The sequence below is a fragment of the Streptomyces sp. Inha503 genome (assembly GCF_047215865.1).
In the GTDB taxonomy this organism is placed as follows: Bacteria; Actinomycetota; Actinomycetes; order Streptomycetales; family Streptomycetaceae; genus Streptomyces; species Streptomyces lycopersici.
The window spans coordinates 6,319,991-6,335,001 of sequence record NZ_CP178360.1; the positions used below are offsets into that span (position 1 = coordinate 6,319,991).

Genomic DNA, 15,011 nt, shown 5'->3' on the forward strand with positions numbered 1-15,011 from the left:
CCCCCGGTCCAACCAGCTCATCACAGCGTTAGACCTCTTGATCCGCAGATTCGGGCAGGGCGTATTCCCCACTGTGCCTAACCGGCCACCTCGTACTGCCCCACCTCACGGAAGTAGCGCAGGGCTTCCGGGGAGCCGTCGTCGAGGGCGGCGTTGGCTGCGGCGCGCAGGGCATCGCTGATGTTCGGATCCGCGAGCATGCGAGCTATGTAGACGGCGTCGTCCTCGGCTTGGGCCAGTCGGTAGCCGGTCTCCAGCCAGGCACGCATCTCCTCCGGGGAGTTGTTGTCGAGGAGCTTGTTGGCCTCCTCGATGACTCGCTTGTCATTGTTCTGCGTTGCTACGTAGAGGATGCGGGCGATGGCGACCCGGTCGTCCTCGGCCTGAGCCAGTCGGTAGCCGGTCTTCAAGAAGGTGCGCATGTCATCCACGGTGCCGTTGAGGGCCTCATTGGCCTCTCGGACGACCCCCCGGCCGCTGTCCTCGTCCGCCAGGATGGCGGCGATCGCCGCACGCAGTTCGTCCTCCGACATCTCGTCCACCGGTGTGTCGGACACGGTCGCCACGGCGGTGGTGACCGGGGCCGCCGAACCGTCGGCGAACGCCGGGGCGGTGAAGAGGAGGGTTGGGGTCAGGGCGGTGGCCACGACGAGCAGAACGGCACGCGTCGGTCTCATGAATATACGCCTCCGTGTTCGGACTTCAGGTATGCAGATGATCACCCGTGCGCGCCAAAATCGCACTAGGAATCGGTTAGTCCGGAAAAGTGCGCCGTCGTTGCTGACTCCCAAGGCGATCTGGTCCACGCCTGGCCCGCACGCGCTGGTCAGCAGTGGGATTCGTGCGGCACAGCGTGAGACGCCGGACATGCGGAAGGGGTGCCCCCCGAACCAGGGGCACCCCTTCTGACCAGCTACGTCGCTGACCTCGGCGGAGGCTGAGGGATTTGAACCCTCGGTGACATCGCTGCCACGACGGTTTTCAAGAGGGATGCGGTATCCCGACCTAACCAGCCTCTGAGCTGCACAGATGCCAGGTTCGCGCGTCCACGCTGGGCGGCTGGCCCACACATGGCCCACAGGCCCCGGAATCGCGCTTCAGGAACGCGCCGCCGCGTCGGCAGGCACGACCCGGCTCGTGAAGCCATCACCACGCAACCGGTCGTACGCCTCCATCACGTCATCAGGCACGGTGAGCCTGATCATGAACCCCTGATCGGGGTAGATCAGCAGCCGCTGAAGGGCGCCAACCAGCATGTCAATCACCAGCCGCGGATCCCCGATGGAATCGATGTACACCTCGAAGGTCATCGGTGTGGACGCGCTGACGAACTCCACCTCGGGCCAGAGCTTGCGCGCCGTGGCGTACGCGCGCCGCTCCTCGTACGGCTTGCTGATCAGCAGCACCGACGACACATCGACACCGGACTCTTCCAGCAGTGTCCGAGAGAAGCAGATGTTCTCCCCGGTGTTGCGTGCCTGGGGTTCAACGAGCACCGCCGAACTGGGGATCCCCAGCTCAAGCGCCCGCTCCCGGTAGTGGACGGCTTCGCCGCGCGGCATGCTCTCTCGCGTCGTCGGGCTGTTGGCCCCGGTGAACACGAGGAGCGGCACCATGCCGCGCTCGTACAGGCTCACGGCCGTGTCGGCTACGCCCAGGTCGTGACTGCCCAGGCCGATGGCGACCGAGCAGGGGCGGGCGGCATGGGCCATCTGGTGGTAGCCCCACAGGCGCCGAGCGTCCGCCCATGCCTGTGCCGAGATCATTCCTGCCCCTTGTCCTGCGTTGAGTCCGGAACCTTGAAGTCGTATTCCCAGGCGAACCGCGACGCGGCATGCACGCCAACGGCGAATTCGACCACGGTACCGTCCGCCGTCCGGGTCGTCCGATGCAGCTCGACAACGGGCTCCCCGGGCGGCAGCTGGAGCAGCTTCACCTCATCCGACGTGGCGGCGCGGGCAAAGATCTTTTCCTTCATGTGGTCGATCTCGTACCCCGCGTCGTACAGCACCTTGAAGCCGCCACCCCGCCCGGCGGGGCCCGGGGTCGGGTCCACCAATCGGGTGCCCTCCACGTGTTCCGGCCGGTAGTAGCTGGTCAGCGTGTGCGTCGGCTGATCGCCCTCCTTCACGAGCCGCGCCCGCGCGTATACCTCCGCGCCGGGAGGCAGGCCGTGCGCGGCGGCGGCCTCTGGCGGTGCCTCGACACGACTGACGGTCTGAGTCTGGTCGCCACGACGGTACGCACGCCCGGAGGCCAGGCGGTCCGCGATGAACGCCACCTCGTCGCCGTCGCGCCACTTTGCCTTGTCGTACCGCGCGGTACCGAGCCGTTTGAGCGGAGTCCGCTGCCGGACGACGGTGCCATGACCGCGCGACGAGGTCACCAGGCCCTCAGCCTCAAGAGCCTTGTACGCCGCGTGGACGGTGGACTTTGACCCCTCTCCCGCGTCGACCAGGTCCCTGATGTGCGGGAGCCGCTGGCCAGGTCGGTACTCGCCGCTCTTGATCTGTTCGGCCAGCCTGTCCGCCAAGTCTCGCCACTTCGGCGCCATCCCATGCTCCTCTCGACAGCACAAGTGAAACACAGTCCCAGGACTGTTGACAGTCCTGGGACTGTGCGGCATCGTCTTACTCATCGCGCCGCAGTCCTAGGACAGCGACCGAGGGAGGGCCCTTCTTTGGGCTGCTCCAAGCCCGGAGGGCCCCGTGAGACGGGCCCGAAGGAAGCGCCCGGATCTTGACAACTCAACAGAGGACGCACCGCAGCCTGCACACGGGAAGAGCGGCCGTCAGAAGCATCAGGCAACAGCGACAAGCCGTAGGCCCTGCCGCACGAGCAGCAAGCACCTTCTCCCATGCCGTCCCTACAGGGCGGACAAGTGACCGTCACGTGCGGTGAGACAAGGGCAAAGATCGCGGAGCCCCGAAAGGCAGCCTGACCGGTTCGAGTCCGGTCCGGGGCACTCCGGCCGCCGTGCGGCCGTGCCGTGCGAGGTTCGCGCGGCTTTCCACCACAACGGCGCGCACCCCCGGAGTAGCCGCTCCGGGGGTGCTGTTCGGGCCGTTCCCTTGTGAGAGGAACCACGACCCATGATGCACATCGGTGCACTTCAGGCGGTTGTTACCGCCGACCTGTCCGACCGTGAGCCGACCGGCGCTGAGCTGGACGCGATCGACCTTGAGATGCCGCTCATCACGGCTGAGGTCGAGTTGCTGGACGTGCAGATCATGACGCTGGACCGGCCGGTGTCCGAGCTGGACGCCCGCCGGATCCGCCGGGCCCGTCGCCGGGTGCTGGCCGCCCGCCGGGAGCTGGTCAACCGCACCGCCGACCTGAGCACGTCGGGGGTGGGGGCGTGAGCACGCTGGATTCGAGCCTGGCCGCCGCGCATGCGGAGGTGAAGGGGGAGATCGCCCGGACCGATGGCAAGGCCAGTCTGCTGCTGGCGTTCATCGGTGCTGTTCTGGCCGGTGTGTGGACCGTCGCCGGTGACGCGCACCTTCCCACGCCCGTGTACGTGGTCGGTGGCATGGGCGTGCTGCTGCTGGTGACGGCCGCCGCGCTGCTGCTGCGGGTGGTCCGGCCGAACCTGGGCGGTGCCCGGCCGGTGGGCTTCCCGCTGTGGGCGCGGCTGACCGGCGACGAGATCCGCGCGGTGCTGACCGAGGATCGGCGCGGGGAGGCCATCGCGAACCTTTCGCGGATCGCGGTGCTCAAATTCGCTGCCCTTCAGCGTGCGATCGATGTGACCCGCGCCGCCGGCGCGCTGCTGGTCGTGGCTGCCGGTATGGCCGTGGGGGGTGCACTGTGAGCGAGCCCATCATCCCCGCAGTCCCGGGGCCGCTGTATGAGGACGTTGCGGCGCTGCTGCGCGTCGTGGTGGAGGGGCTGGACATCCCGGCCCCGGCCACGGTCGGCGACACCGAGCAGTACCGCGCGATCCTGGACCGGCGGGTTATGCACGTGGTCGTCGCGATCGAGGCTGTGCTGAACGACCCCACCGGGCTCGGCACGCAGTGGACCGCCGACTACCTGCGCAGGAAGCTCTCCGAGCACCCGCCCACCGGCTACCGCCCCTGGGACGCCCCGCCGTCGCAGCCGGATGGGGAGGTGGAGCGGTGAACCGCAAGCCCAAGCGCCTGCTCGTCCTCGCTCTGGTGGCCGTGGTCGGAATGGCCTTCCGGGTGTCGTGGAACGCGCTGCGGGACGTGGCAACGGCCATCGGTGCCGACGAGACGGCCGCGACGCTGTACCCGATCGTGGTCGACGGTCTGATGGCCCTGGCTCTGATCGCCACGCTGGTGCTGACCAAGGCGTCGGACCGGAAGTTCGCGCTGCGGGTGCTGGCCGCCTACACCACCGCCTCACTGGTCCTGAACTACGTGCATGGACTGGTCCCCGAGCTGCACGGCGGTTCGGTCGACCCCGGTCGGCTGGCCGACCTGGGCAAGGGCAAGGTCGGTTGGCTGCTGGTGCTGCTGGCTACCTCGCTTCCGGTCGGGTCGATCTACTTCGGGTCGGATCTGGTCGCCAAGGTGCTCCACCACCGACCCGAGCCGACCGCAAATGCGGAGAAAACGTCTGAGATCGAGAGCAATCGGTCTATGTCTGACCTGGGAGAGTCGGCCGACGAGCCTCCCGCCCCGGATGCCGCCCCTGACCCCCTTCCGGTCCCGGCACCGGTCGCCCTGCCCGCCCCCGACCCGTCGGCCCCGGCCGGTGCGGCGGTGGCGGCTGAGTCGGCCCGTCCGCGTCGGGCGACCGGTCGGGTACCTGAGTCGGCCCGGCCCGCCCGACCGAAGCGGACCCCCGCCGAACTCCTGGACGAGGCACGGGAGGCAACCGCCGGGTGGACCGATGCCGAACTGACCGCCGAGCGCATCCGCAAGGAGGTCCACACGTCGGCTGAGAAGGCGCGCGGTCTGCGGGATGCGCTGCGTGCCGAGCGTGCCGGGTCGTCCGCCACTGCGTCTGAGGCGGTGGCGGTATGAGCGGGCTGCGTATCGGTTCGGTGTGCACCGGTTACGGCGGGCTGGACATGGCCGTGCAGGAGGTGTTCGGCGGCTCGCTGGCCTGGGTCGCGGACAACGACCCGGGCGCGGCCCGCATCCTGGCCCACCACCACCCCCAGGTGCCGAACCTGGGCGACATCACCGCCGTGGACTGGGAGGACGTGGAACCGGTCGACATCCTGTGCGGCGGGTATCCGTGCCAGCCCTTCAGCAGCGCGGGCAAGAGGAAGGGAACCGCTGATGCCCGGCACATCTGGCCCCACATCGCCCGTGCCCTTGGCGTTCTTCGCCCCCGCTACGCGGTCTTTGAGAACGTCGCAGGGCACCTTTCCCTTGGATTCGACACCGTCCTCGCCGACCTTGCCGCCCTCGGGTTCGATGCGGAGTGGTGCACTCTTCGCGCGTCCGACATCGGCGCGGCCCACCAGCGCAAGCGGCTGTTCCTCCTCGCCCGGCTTGCCCACACCCCGGGCCAGGGACGCGAAAGGCAGGGGTTACCCGGACGGTCTGCCGAACGTCACGTCCCTGCTGCCCACGCCCTCGACCTCGGAGGCGACCGGGCCGGGCAGGGCGGACGGGAACCGCAACGACACGCTGCGGGCCCGGATCGCGCTGCTGCCCACCCCGCGGGCCTCGGCGAGCGAGAACCGGCAGACCAAACGCACCCCATCACAGGAAGCCGGGACCCACGGCAAGTCCCTGGCCGCCGAGGTGGCCAGTCTCCTGCCGACACCGATGGCGGGCGACGCGAAGGGCGGCCCGAATCAGCGGGGCAGCAAGGGGGACCTGACACTGCCCTCGACGGCGCACCGGATTGGGGCGAGTACCAACCGGCCATCGCGCGGTGGGAAGCGGTCATCGGCCGCCCCGCCCCCCGGCCAACTGACGATCTGGGACGGCTGAACCCGCTCTTTGTCGAGTGGCTGATGGGCCTGGACTCCGGGCATGTCACCGGGGTTCCTGGCTTGTCCCGGACCGCGCAGCTCAAAGCCCTCGGTAACGGCGTCCTGCCGCTCCAGGCCATCGCGGGGCTCCGTCACCTCGCCGCCCGGATGGCGGCGGACTGGGACCACGGTGTGGAGGTGGCGGCATGACGGTCACCGGTATGGAGTCGGTCAAGGCGTTCAGCTTCGGGGGCGGTGTGCAGTCCACTACCGCCCTGGTCATGGCAGCGACCGGGGAACTGGACTACCGCACGTTCATCATGGCGAATGTCGGCGACGATTCCGAGCACCCCGGCACGCTGCGCTACCTGGAGCAGTACGCCATCCCCTACGCGGCAGCGCACGGGATTGAGCTGGTCGTGGTCAACAGGGTCATGAAGCGCAGCGGGAAGGTCCGCACGCTGTATGAGGACCTGACGCGTGAGGGGTCGCGGTCGCTGAAGATCCCGGTGCGGATGTCGAACGGGGCCCCGGGCACGCGGTCTTGCACGGCCAGCTTCAAAATCGCGGTCATCGCCGACGAACTCAAGCGCCGTGGTGCCACGGCAGAGCATCCGGCGACGGTCGGGATCGGGATCAGCCTGGACGAGATCGGACGGGCCAACAAGCGGCGCTGTGAGCCGCACGAGCGCATCGAATATCCGCTGCTGGAGCGCGGTATCCGTCGCATCGACTGTGCGCGCATCATCCGCCGCGCGGGCCTGCCCGTCCCTCCGAAATCCTCGTGCTGGTTCTGTCCCTTCCACCGGCCCGAGACCTGGCACGACATGCGCCGTGACACCCCGGAACTGTTCGAGAAGGCATGCCAGCTCGAAGAACTTCTGAACCGGCGCCGCGATGACCTGGGCAAAGACCATGTCTGGCTCACGCGCTTCAACCAGCCCTTGCGCAAAGCCATCCCGGACGGCGTGGAGACCCTGCCGTTCGATGACGACGACACCGGCTGTGACTCCGGCTGGTGCATGACCTGAACACCCACGCGCCTACCCCAGGAGATGGCTGCATGAATGCGCCCCTGCCCTACCGCCCGCCCGGTGAACCGGGCCCCGACCCGCTCACCCCCGACCGCTACAGCCCCGTCCAGCAGCCGCTGAGCGGGGCTGTCGAACTCGCAGCCGAGCGCGGCCCGGTGGTCTATGTGCCCGGCGCTCACGGCGGTTTCGTGGCCGTCCGCCGCGAAGACCTCCCCACCATCCACACCCCCGCCCCCGGGCCCGTCCCGGCCCCGTCCGGGGCGGACCCGCAGGCTCAGCGGGTGGCCGCCAAGGGCGTGTTCGCCGCCGGGGCCGGGGTGGGCGCCTACTTCGCCGCCGGGGCCGCCGCGATCGTGGTGGATTCCCTGGTCAAAGTCCTCCTCGCCGGAGGTGTGGCGGCTGGTGCGGCCCTGGCCACCGGCCGTCGCAAGGGCGGTGACACCTACATCACCAACCACCACGTGGCCAACCGCTGGTTCGGCCGCTCCCACACCACCATCCGCAACCGCTGACCAGGCCAGGAGTTGACATGAGCGACACCGAGACCTTCGAGACCATCCGGTACACCGCCGACGTCGTCGCCGTCACCCCTGATGGTGATGTCCTGCTGATCGAGCGCGGCTGGGACCCGTTCGAGGGGGCCTATGCCCTGCCCGGGGGGCACGTCGATCCGGGGGAGACCAGCCTCCAGGCCGCCGCGCGTGAGCTGGCCGAGGAGACCGGCGTGCACGTGAAGCCTGCCGACCTGCGCCAGATCGGCACCTTCGACCGGCCTGATCGTGACCCGCGCGGCAGGTACGTCACCGTCGCGTACCTCGCTGTCGTCCCTGTCGGCACCCCGATCGTTGCCGGGGACGACGCCCGTACCGCCCGCTGGTGGCCCCTGGAGGCCCTGCCGAAGCTGGCGTTCGACCATGACGAAATCCTCCGCGCGGCCACGGGATCAACTGGCCACCACGTGGCCAACCGCTGATCAGGGAGGTCCCGTATGGGCAGCAAGGCCCCGCACCCTGGCCCGTCCGGCTCGGGTGGCAGCGCGCCGGGGGACCGCACTGTCACCGGTAATGGCCGCCGCCCCGGCATGCACCCCGCAGGGGCGCCCGACACCACCCACCGCCGGATCCGCAAGCCCAAAGCGTCCTGAGCAGGAGAGGAGAACCCACCTCATGGACGACATCGTCCGCACCGCCGAACAGGTCATCACGCTCGCCCGCGTCCGTGACTACGTCGCCGCGATGGGCCTGGTCGACCTGAACGACCCCGAAGAGCTGTCCAGCCGCCTTACCGAGGCCAGGAACCTCCTCACCGAGGTGTCCACCACGGTCACCCAGCCCACCGCCGACGACGCGGAGGGCGTGGCCGAACAGATCCTCACCCTCGAATCCGTGCGCGCCCTGGTGAGCGAGTACGGGGACGTCCCCGCGACCGACACGGGCCGCCTCCTCGGCCACCTCATGGCCACCGAAGTGCAGCTCATGGAGGTGAACGGGGTGTTCGGCGAGTCCGAGCACACCGCCTGACCGGTACCCGCGTATCCATCCCCTGTGACCAGGAAGGACACCGTTGTGAGCGAGGTTTACCGCTCCTACACCCCGGCCGAGAAGCGCAAGCGCGCCTGGCTGATCGTGCGCGGCGTCAAGCAGGCGGCTGCCGATGCCGTGGACCCGAAGATCGAGCGGCAGCTTGACGCCATCGACGCCGCCGCCGAGGAGCGCGGCCGTCTGGAGGCCGCCGCTCTGTACCGCCAGAACGAGAAGGCCAAGGCCGAACTGGCCACCGCCAAGGCCGCCGTACGCGCCGCCTCCCGCGAGGACAAGGCCGCCGCCCGCACCGCCCTCACCAAGGCCGAGCAGCGGGCGAAGGCCACCGATAAGGCCATCCGCAGCGCCGGTCTGTAGCCGCGCCCCGGGGCGGCCGCCCATCCCGGCCAAGGACACCGGCCGCCCCGGGGCCCTACCGACCCACACCTCACACACGCTCTCAGGCCAGAGGAGTACCCATCATGACTCAGGCACCCGAGATGGGAAGCCTGCACGACCTGGACGAACACCGCGCGGCCAAGGAAGCCACCACGCCCCCGGTGAGCCTGGACAAGTCCGCTTCCGCCCCCGGGGAGACTGTGCCGGCCGAATCGGCCCCCGCGGGTGAAGCGGTGGACCGGGCGGACAACCCCCTTGCCGACTGGCTGACCGTGCCGGATGCCCCGGTGCTGCCGGTGTGGGCCCGCTCGCGCGCCTCGGTGGTGGCGAACGTGACCGCGCTGGGACGGCTGACCTGGTGGCACACCCGCTACCACGGCATCCGCACCCCCAAATACCTCATGAAGGCCGTTCTGCTGGCCGCGCGCGGCTTCTTCCGGGCCTGTGTGGGCCTGTGGCCGACCCTGTCCGCGCAGGACCACAGCGCGGCGGTCAAGGCGCTCAAGGCGCAGTCGAAGGCGCGCCCGGAGGATGTGGAGCTGGCGACGCGGCTCCAGATCGCGCACGCGGAGCGGACCCGCACGCGCCGTTGGCGGTTCGGGGCCGCGGCCGTCGCCGTGGCGGCTGCTGCGACCGGGGCCGCTCTGGCGCCCCCGCTGGTGCAGGCCGGGATGACCGCGGCTGTCATCACCCCGTTGGCCTATCTGGGGCGGGGGAAGGAAACGCGGCTGCTGGATCAGGCGGCGCCGCCGGTGCGGGTGGACATGTCCGCCCAGCAGCTCAATGACGCGCTCCGGGCTGCTGGCCTCCTCAAAAGCGGCGGCGGCAAGGACGAGAAGGACCTTCCGCGAGTCTCTTGCACGATGGGGCCGGTCCGTGATGGCCGCGGCTGGGCCGTGATCTTCGACCTGCCCCGCGGCGGTGGCAAGACTGCCTCCGATGTGCTGGCCAAGCGCGAGGTCATCGCTCAGGAGCTCGGGGTGGATGAGATCCAGGTCATCATGTCCCGCGTGCGGGCCGCCAAGGGCGGCAACGCCGGGCGGGTGTCGATGTGGGTCGCTGACGATGACCCCTACCTCGGTACTCCGAACCCCTCGCCGCTGGAGAAGGCCGAGCGGTTCTCCATCTGGGAGCCGGTCCCGTTCGGGCAGGACGCCCGCGGCACTCGCGTGGCCATCCCGGTCATGTGGCAGTCGATGTTCTTCGGCGGCCTGCCCCGCCGCGGCAAGACCTTCTCCCAACGCCTCCTCACCGCCGCCGGACTGCTGGACGCCTACGTGCGGCATTACGTCGCGGACGGCAAGGGCGGCGCGGACTGGATGCCCATGAAGGCCGTCGCCCACCGCCTGGTCATGGGGGCCGAGGACGACGCGATCGAGGCGCTGAAGGCCATGCTGGCTGAGCTGCTGGCCGAGATGGAGCGGCGTTTCGCGCTGCTGCGGGATCTGCCGACGTCGGTGTGTCCGGAGGGCAAGCTGACTCCGGAGATCGTGGCGAAGTACAACCTGCCGGTCATCTTCGTCACCATCGATGAGCTTCAGGAGTACTTCACCGCGATGGAGAAGGACGACCGGGAGCAGGTCATCAACGACCTGTGCCGTATCGCCCGCCGCGGCCCCGCGGCCGGGTTCGTCTCCAACTTCGCCTCCCAGCGCCCGGACGCGGAGAGCGTTCCGCCGAAGCTGCGGGAGATCATCACCATCCGCTACTCGACCCAGGTCGTGGACCGCACCAGCAGTGACATGGTCCTCGGCAAGGGCAAGGCCGCCCAGGGCGCGGATGCCTCGGTGCTGTCGGAGGAGCACAAGGGCGTGGGTGTGCTGGTCACCGGCCCCGCTTCCTACGTCACCGTCCGCGCGGACTACCTCGACGGGCCCACCTTCGCCGCGCTGTGCCGCAAGGGCCGTGCGCTGCGCGAGGTGGCCGGGCAGCTCACCGGCGACGCGGCCGGGGACGTCACCGCCGCCGCGGACGCCGCCGGGGTCACCGTCCCACCGATCGTCTCCGATGTGCTGGAGGTCATGCGGCACTCGCCGCGGATGTTCACCACTGATCTGCTGGCTGCGCTGGTCAACCTCGATGAGGACACCTACGGCGACTTCAACGCCGAACGCCTCGCCACCGAGCTGGACATGGCGGGCGTGAAGCGCACGAGCAAGCAGGTCAAGATCTCGGGCGCGAACGGTGCCGGGTACCAGCGGCGCGACATCGAGGACGCCGTGCCCGCCGAAATCCTGCTCGGCACCGCCGGGTAAAGGGGTCCCCCTCTACCCGAACCCCGCCCCCGGACCCCTCCCGCACCCCGGTTCGGCCGATCTTCACTGGCCGCCGGGGTAGCGGGGGCCCTTTACCCCGGTCAAGGGGGAGGTAAAGGGCTCTGACCTGCAAGGTAACGGGGGTAAGGGGGGTGCTGCTGCGCTCCTCCACCCCCTCCACAAGCCCCTGACAGGGGTGCCTCAGCCTTCCTGAGCTGTCTTCGGAAGGGATTCCGTATGAAGGCACTGACCGTGCATCAGCCGTGGGCGGACGCCATCACCTACGGCCGCAAGCGCATCGAAAACCGCTCCTGGACCCCGCCCGCCGCGGCTGTCGGCAGCACCATCCTCATCCACGCGGGCAAGACCTTCGACCCCATGAGCCGCTTCGTCATCACCGACTGGGCCACGCTCGACGGCTGGCCCGACGCCCGCGGGGCCGTCATCGCCACAGCCGTTCTGGCCGGGCACCACCGTGCTGATGGCTGCTGTGCCCCCTGGGGCGACCCCCGAGGCCACCACTGGCAGCTCACCGACGTCCAGCCGCTCGCCGAACCGGTGCCCTGCCGCGGCGCACAACGGCTCTGGACACCCACCACGGCCACCATCCAGCACATCATCCGCACCGCCTGATCACCACGAAACGAGGAACGCCGCATGACCCGACTCCGCATCCAGTTCTCAGCTTGCCGCCGGGCCCTGATCCTCACCGACACGCCCCGCCCAGACTGCCCCAGCTGCGACGGGGACGGCGGCACCGCTCACGACTACGGCGACTACGAGACCGGCGAATACGCGGGTACCGACTGGGAGCCCTGCCCCTGCTGGGACCAGACCCGTTGCTGGACCCTGCTGCCCCTCCCGCGCCGCCCCCGGTGGCTGCGTCGGCAGCACCCCGACACCGACCCGTGGGCCGAGCCCCCGTTCTAGACACACCCGGGGCGGCCCCCTCTCACGCCAATGACACGGGACCGCCCCGGTCCAACCAGGCCCAAACAGACCTGTTGGAGGTCTCCAGCATGACCCATGACGCACGCTCCGCGCTGCTCCGCGCAGCGCTGGACGCCGCTGAACGCGGCTGGCACGTCTTCCCCCTTCGCCCCGGAGCCAAGCCCCCGGCCCTGCACGGCGAGGCAGCCTGCACCGGTACGGGCGAGTGCGCTGCCGGGCACCGCAAGTGGGAGCAGCGCGCCACCACCGACCCCGACCGCATCCAAGCCGCATGGTCCCGGGCCCCGTTCAACATCGGTGTCGCGGCTGGCCCGTCCGGGCTGGTCGTGGTCGACCTCGACATGCCCAAGCCGGAAGATGATGCGGACACGCCTTGCGGCGTGACGTCCTTCGAGGCGCTCTGCGAGCGCGCCGGGCAGGCCGCCCCCACCACGCTCACGGTGCGGACTCCCAGCGGCGGGAGGCACCTGTACTTCACCACCCCGCCTGGCACCCGCCTGCCCAGCACCAAGGGCACGCTCGCGAAGAAGATCGATACCCGCGCATGGGGCGGGTACGTGGTGGCTGCGGGCAGCGTCACCCCCACCGGGCCGTACGAAGCCGTAGACGGCTCTGTGGCGGCCCCGCTGCCCTCGTGGCTGCTGAGCATCCTCACACCCGCTCCAAAGCCCGTACAGGCCCCGTCAGTTGCTGTAACGGTGCAATCCAGCCGATACGCTGACACTGCACTGGCCAACGAGATCCGCAACGTGGCCACCGCCCAACACGGCGGACGCGAAGCGGCCCTGTTCCGGGCGGCGCGCGCACTGGGACGGTTCATCGCGTGGGGCGACCTCCCCCGGCCCGTGGTCGAGGATGCTCTTCAGGGAGCGGGGGAGGCGGCCGGACTCACCGCCTCCGAGTGCCGCTCGACCCTCCGAAGCGCGCTGAACTGGTCCATCGCACACAACCAGCAGCGCCGGGAGACAGCATGAACACCCCCCGCCGCCCCCACCTGAAGAGCATCCCCAGCACCGACCAGCCGTACCCCGCCGAACCGGGCCCGGCCCCGGACGGCCGTAGCGCCCCGAGGAACGTCGGCCGTAAGGCCGTCCCTTCAGCTCTTCGCTCTGACCCGCACCAAGTCACGGTGACCGGCATCATGCCGGGCCTCCACATCCGCATGGCACTGCGCCCCCCGGTCGCGGACTGGCTGTGCCGTTGCGGCCACCACGAACGCGCCATCGGCCGCGCAGCCGTCATCGAGCTGACCACCCGCGTACGCGTCGGCACCTGCCCCCACCAGGCCCCGGCCGCCACCGAGCACGAAAGGAGGAACGCAGCATGACCGCCCGCGAAGAACTGCCCGCCCCCACCAATCCCATGGCCGTCGCACGCCGCCTCCTCCCGGACTGGCGGACCGAGGACGGGCACCTGCTGTGCAGGCGCTGGCGCGGCTCGTGGATGCGGTGGACCGGGACCTGCTGGCGCGAGCTGGACGAGCAGCAGGTGAAGAAGTCCATGTACGAGCGGCTGGAGCACGCCACCTACCAGGCAGGCACCGACAAGGACGGGGAGCCGGAGATTCGCGACTGGGCCCCCACCAAACCGAAGATCGGCAACCTGCTGGATGCCCTCGGGGCCATCACCCTGCTACCCACGGACATGGACGCCCCCGCCTGGCTCGACCGGCAAGCGGCCGACCGGGACGACGGCCCCATCGTGGCGTGCGAGAACGGGCTGCTGCGCATCCGGGACCGCGCGCTGCTACCGCTCAGCCCCAACTTCTTCAACCTCGTCTCGGTCCCGTTCACCTACGACCCGCACGCCAGCGCCCCCACCTGGGCACGCTTCCTGTCCCAGATCTGGCCCGACGACCCCGAGGCCATCCGGGCAGTACAGGAGTGGTTCGGGTACGTCCTGTCCGGCCGCACCGACCAGCAGAAGATCCTTCTCATGGTCGGGCCATCGCGTTCAGGCAAGGGCACCATCGCCAGGGTGCTGAAAGCGCTGGTCGGCAAGGACAACCTCGCCGGGCCCACCCTCGCCGGACTGGGCACCAACTTCGGTCTCTCGACCCTGGTCGGCAAGCCGCTCGCGGTCATCTCCGATGCCCGGCTGTCCGGCAACGACAACAGCCAAGTGGTGGAGCGGCTGCTGACCATCTCCGGTGAGGACACCATCGACATCGACCGCAAGTACCGCGAGCCGTGGACCGGCAAGCTGCCCACCCGGCTGATGATCCTCTCCAACGAGCTGCCGCACTTCGGCGACTCCTCCGGAGTCATCGCCCGCCGCTTCATCCTGCTCAGCATGACCGTCTCGTGGCTGGGCAAAGAAGACCCCACCCTCATGGACAAGCTCATCGCGGAGATGCCCGGCATCCTCAACTGGGCTCTCGACGGACTCGCCCGGCTGGAGACCACGGGCCGGATCACCGAACCGGCATCCAGCCGCGAGGCAGTCACCACCATGCAGGACACCGCCTCACCCACCAGCGCATTCATCCGCGAACGCTGCATCACCGGACCCACGTGCAGCGTGCCCGTGGACACTCTGTGGTCCGTCTGGCGGGAGTGGGCCGAGGACAACAACGTTCGCCCCGGCACAAAACAGATCTTCGGCCGCAACCTGCTCTCCGTGGTGCCTCAACTCAGCCTCACTCGTCCCCGGACAGATGGCGCCCGCGTACGCACCTACACCGGAATCTGGTTGCGCCCCATCAACGACGTTCAGGAGTAGACCGCAGCCGACAATTCGTCGGGTCGCGGACCATCGCGGACCACCCCACCTGACCTGTGCGATTACCGGAACCCTGAGAAGGACCATCGCGGACCGCACCACAAGGAGCGGTCCGCGATGGTCCGGTCGCCGATCTCGCAAAACAGCAGGTCAGCGCAGGTGGTCCGCGATGGTCCGCGACCCACAGCATTGTGAGCCCAACTCGCCAGCCTTCATCAAGAGACAGTTCGAA

Annotated in this window: 20 protein-coding genes; 17 read left to right on the top strand and 3 right to left on the bottom strand. The window is 69.5% G+C overall.

The window, feature by feature from the left end:
- Positions 1-77: 77 nt before the first annotated feature.
- The 3 genes from ACJX2R_RS26040 to ACJX2R_RS26050 all read right to left on the bottom strand — a co-directional run bounded on the left by ACJX2R_RS26040 (position 78) and on the right by ACJX2R_RS26050 (position 2,554).
- Positions 78-677: an ALF repeat-containing protein gene (locus ACJX2R_RS26040; RefSeq protein ID WP_413102102.1), complete on the bottom strand. Its 600-nt coding sequence runs from the start codon at positions 675-677 to the stop codon at positions 78-80.
- A gap of 420 nt (positions 678-1,097) precedes the next feature.
- A complete protein-coding gene (locus tag ACJX2R_RS26045; RefSeq protein ID WP_413102103.1) occupies positions 1,098-1,766 on the bottom strand; it encodes a YdcF family protein in 669 nt (222 codons plus the stop codon).
- Positions 1,763-2,554: a GntR family transcriptional regulator gene (locus ACJX2R_RS26050; RefSeq protein WP_413102104.1), complete on the bottom strand. Its 792-nt coding sequence runs from the start codon at positions 2,552-2,554 to the stop codon at positions 1,763-1,765. The genes ACJX2R_RS26045 and ACJX2R_RS26050 overlap by 4 nt, the downstream gene beginning before the upstream one ends.
- Before the next feature lie 538 nt (positions 2,555-3,092).
- On the opposite strand from ACJX2R_RS26050, the gene ACJX2R_RS26055 reads away from it, so the two are divergent.
- The 17 genes from ACJX2R_RS26055 (at position 3,093) to ACJX2R_RS26135 (ending at position 14,779) form a co-directional block, all read left to right on the top strand.
- Positions 3,093-3,362: a DUF6284 family protein gene (locus ACJX2R_RS26055; RefSeq protein ID WP_413102105.1), complete on the top strand. Its 270-nt coding sequence runs from the start codon at positions 3,093-3,095 to the stop codon at positions 3,360-3,362.
- On the top strand, positions 3,359-3,814 hold the full coding sequence (locus ACJX2R_RS26060) for a Pycsar system effector family protein (RefSeq protein ID WP_413102106.1): 456 nt from the start codon (positions 3,359-3,361) through the stop codon (positions 3,812-3,814). Before ACJX2R_RS26055 ends, ACJX2R_RS26060 begins: the two co-directional genes overlap by 4 nt.
- Positions 3,811-4,125: a hypothetical protein gene (locus ACJX2R_RS26065; RefSeq protein ID WP_413102107.1), complete on the top strand. Its 315-nt coding sequence runs from the start codon at positions 3,811-3,813 to the stop codon at positions 4,123-4,125. The genes ACJX2R_RS26060 and ACJX2R_RS26065 overlap by 4 nt, the downstream gene beginning before the upstream one ends.
- Positions 4,122-4,994, top strand: a complete 873-nt coding sequence (locus ACJX2R_RS26070) for a DUF2637 domain-containing protein (RefSeq protein WP_413102108.1) — start codon at positions 4,122-4,124, stop codon at positions 4,992-4,994. The genes ACJX2R_RS26065 and ACJX2R_RS26070 overlap by 4 nt, the downstream gene beginning before the upstream one ends.
- Complete coding sequence (locus ACJX2R_RS26075; protein ID WP_413102109.1) at positions 4,991-6,109, top strand: DNA cytosine methyltransferase; 1,119 nt, start codon at positions 4,991-4,993, stop codon at positions 6,107-6,109. Before ACJX2R_RS26070 ends, ACJX2R_RS26075 begins: the two co-directional genes overlap by 4 nt.
- Positions 6,106-6,930, top strand: coding sequence for a phosphoadenosine phosphosulfate reductase (locus tag ACJX2R_RS26080; protein WP_413102110.1), 825 nt, complete (start codon positions 6,106-6,108; stop codon positions 6,928-6,930). The genes ACJX2R_RS26075 and ACJX2R_RS26080 overlap by 4 nt, the downstream gene beginning before the upstream one ends.
- Before the next feature lie 32 nt (positions 6,931-6,962).
- On the top strand, positions 6,963-7,445 hold the full coding sequence (locus tag ACJX2R_RS26085; RefSeq protein WP_413102111.1) for a hypothetical protein: 483 nt from the start codon (positions 6,963-6,965) through the stop codon (positions 7,443-7,445).
- A 17-nt stretch (positions 7,446-7,462) separates the two neighbouring features.
- Entirely contained in the window at positions 7,463-7,906 is a 444-nt protein-coding gene (locus ACJX2R_RS26090) for an NUDIX domain-containing protein (protein WP_413102112.1), read from the top strand.
- Positions 7,907-7,921: 15 nt separating this feature from the next.
- The gene (locus ACJX2R_RS26095; RefSeq protein WP_413102113.1) at positions 7,922-8,077 is read left to right on the top strand and encodes a hypothetical protein; all 156 of its coding nucleotides are present in this window, start codon (positions 7,922-7,924) and stop codon (positions 8,075-8,077) included.
- 22 nt (positions 8,078-8,099) lie between these two features.
- Positions 8,100-8,453 (top strand): hypothetical protein, encoded by a 354-nt coding sequence (locus tag ACJX2R_RS26100; protein ID WP_413102114.1) that lies wholly within the window; start codon positions 8,100-8,102, stop codon positions 8,451-8,453.
- 45 nt (positions 8,454-8,498) lie between these two features.
- Complete coding sequence (locus tag ACJX2R_RS26105; RefSeq protein ID WP_413102115.1) at positions 8,499-8,831, top strand: hypothetical protein; 333 nt, start codon at positions 8,499-8,501, stop codon at positions 8,829-8,831.
- A 104-nt stretch (positions 8,832-8,935) separates the two neighbouring features.
- Positions 8,936-11,107: an FtsK/SpoIIIE domain-containing protein gene (locus ACJX2R_RS26110; RefSeq protein WP_413102116.1), complete on the top strand. Its 2,172-nt coding sequence runs from the start codon at positions 8,936-8,938 to the stop codon at positions 11,105-11,107.
- A gap of 237 nt (positions 11,108-11,344) precedes the next feature.
- On the top strand, positions 11,345-11,740 hold the full coding sequence (locus tag ACJX2R_RS26115) for an ASCH domain-containing protein (RefSeq protein ID WP_413102117.1): 396 nt from the start codon (positions 11,345-11,347) through the stop codon (positions 11,738-11,740).
- A gap of 24 nt (positions 11,741-11,764) precedes the next feature.
- Positions 11,765-12,037, top strand: a complete 273-nt coding sequence (locus tag ACJX2R_RS26120; RefSeq protein WP_413102118.1) for a hypothetical protein — start codon at positions 11,765-11,767, stop codon at positions 12,035-12,037.
- Positions 12,038-12,126: 89 nt separating this feature from the next.
- Positions 12,127-13,032 carry a bifunctional DNA primase/polymerase gene (locus tag ACJX2R_RS26125; RefSeq protein ID WP_413102119.1) on the top strand — a complete coding sequence of 302 codons (906 nt, stop codon included), beginning with the start codon at positions 12,127-12,129 and terminating at the stop codon, positions 13,030-13,032.
- Positions 13,029-13,385: a hypothetical protein gene (locus ACJX2R_RS26130; RefSeq protein WP_413102120.1), complete on the top strand. Its 357-nt coding sequence runs from the start codon at positions 13,029-13,031 to the stop codon at positions 13,383-13,385. The genes ACJX2R_RS26125 and ACJX2R_RS26130 overlap by 4 nt, the downstream gene beginning before the upstream one ends.
- Positions 13,382-14,779 (top strand): phage/plasmid primase, P4 family, encoded by a 1,398-nt coding sequence (locus ACJX2R_RS26135; RefSeq protein WP_413102121.1) that lies wholly within the window; start codon positions 13,382-13,384, stop codon positions 14,777-14,779. Before ACJX2R_RS26130 ends, ACJX2R_RS26135 begins: the two co-directional genes overlap by 4 nt.
- Positions 14,780-15,011 lie beyond the last annotated feature (232 nt).